Source organism: Porphyromonas sp. C0026D3, from assembly GCF_056590775.1.
In genome coordinates this window covers 1-1,971 of sequence record NZ_JBWPWU010000014.1, presented here as the reverse complement: position 1 = coordinate 1,971, position 1,971 = coordinate 1, and the positions used below count along the sequence as shown (strand labels likewise).

Sequence of the window (1,971 nt, the reverse complement as noted above, 5' to 3'; positions counted from 1 at the left end):
CAAATGAATATTATAAATTTAGGAATTCTTGCTCACATTGATGCAGGAAAAACTTCCGTAACCGAGAATCTGCTGTTTGCCAGTGGAGCAACGGAAAAGTGCGGCCGTGTGGATAATGGTGACACCATAACGGACTCTATGGATATAGAGAAACGTAGAGGAATTACTGTCCGGGCTTCTACGACATCTATTATCTGGAATGGAGTGAAATGCAATATCATTGACACTCCGGGACACATGGATTTTATTGCGGAAGTGGAGCGGACATTCAAAATGCTTGATGGAGCAGTCCTCATCTTATCCGCAAAGGAAGGCATACAAGCGCAGACAAAGTTGCTGTTCAGTACTTTACAAAAGCTGCAAATCCCGACAATTATATTTATCAATAAGATTGACCGTGCCGGTGTGAATTTGGAGCGTTTGTATATGGATATAAAAACAAATCTGTCGCAAGATGTCCTGTTTATGCAAACTGTTGTCGATGGATCGGTTTATCCGGTTTGCTCCCAAACATATATAAAGGAAGAATACAAAGAATTTGTATGCAACCATGACGACGATATATTAGAACGATATTTGGCGGATAGCGAAATTTCACCGGCTGATTATTGGAATACGATAATCGCTCTTGTGGCAAAAGCCAAAGTCTATCCGGTGCTACATGGATCAGCAATGTTCAATATCGGTATCAATGAGTTGTTGGACGCCATTTCTTCTTTTATACTTCCTCCGGCATCAGTCTCAAACAGACTTTCAGCTTATCTCTATAAGATAGAGCATGACCCCAAAGGGCATAAAAGAAGTTTTCTTAAAATAATTGACGGAAGTCTGAGACTTCGAGACGTTGTAAGAATCAACGATTCGGAAAAATTCATCAAGATTAAAAATCTAAAGACTATTTATCAGGGCAGAGAGATAAATGTTGATGAAGTGGGTGCCAATGATATCGCGATTGTAGAAGATATAGAAGATTTTCGAATCGGAGATTATTTAGGTGCTAAACCTTGTTTGATTCAAGGATTATCTCATCAGCATCCCGCTCTCAAATCCTCCGTCCGGCCAAATAAGCCCGAAGAGAGAAGCAAGGTGATATCCGCTCTGAATACATTGTGGATTGAAGACCCGTCTTTGTCCTTTTCCATAAACTCATATAGTGATGAATTGGAAATCTCGTTATATGGTTTGACCCAAAAGGAAATCATACAGACATTGCTGGAAGAACGATTTTCCGTAAAGGTCCATTTTGATGAGATCAAGACTATCTACAAAGAACGACCTATAAAAAAGGTCAATAAGATTATTCAGATCGAAGTACCACCCAACCCTTACTGGGCCACAATAGGGCTGACTCTTGAACCCTTACCGTTAGGGGCAGGGTTGCAAATCGAAAGTGACATCTCCTATGGTTATCTGAACCATTCTTTTCAAAATGCCGTTTTTGAAGGGATTCGTATGTCTTGCCAATCTGGTTTACATGGATGGGAAGTGACAGATCTGAAAGTAACTTTTACTCAAGCCGAGTATTATAGCCCGGTAAGTACACCTGCTGATTTCAGACAGCTGACCCCTTATGTCTTCAGGCTGGCTTTGCAACAGTCAGGTGTGGACATTCTCGAACCGATGCTCTGTTTTGAGTTGCAGATACCCCAAGTAGCGAGTTCCAAAGCTATTACAGATTTGCAAAAACTGATGTCTGAGATTGAAGACATCAGTTGTAATAATGAGTGGTGTCATATTAAAGGGAAAGTTCCATTAAATACAAGTAAAGACTATGCCTCAGAAGTAAGTTCGTACACTAAGGGCTTAGGCATTTTTATGGTTAAGCCATGTGGGTATCAAATAACAAAAGACGGTTATTCTGATAATATCCGCATGAACGAAAAAGATAAACTTTTATTCATGTTCCAAAAATCAATGTCATTAAAATAATGGAGCGGTCAGGAAATTTCTATAAGGCAATACGGTTGGGAT

The 1,971-nt window shown here is 39.9% G+C and carries 1 protein-coding gene; it reads left to right on the top strand.

Features of this window, described 5'->3' with window-relative positions; all coding sequences use genetic code 11:
* Window positions 1-3 precede the first annotated feature (3 nt).
* Window positions 4-1,929 carry a tetracycline resistance ribosomal protection protein Tet(Q) gene (gene tet(Q), locus AC1EK1_RS08280; protein WP_004291466.1) on the top strand — a complete coding sequence of 642 codons (1,926 nt, stop codon included), beginning with the start codon at window positions 4-6 and terminating at the stop codon, window positions 1,927-1,929.
* The last annotated feature ends 42 nt before the right edge of the window (window positions 1,930-1,971 follow it).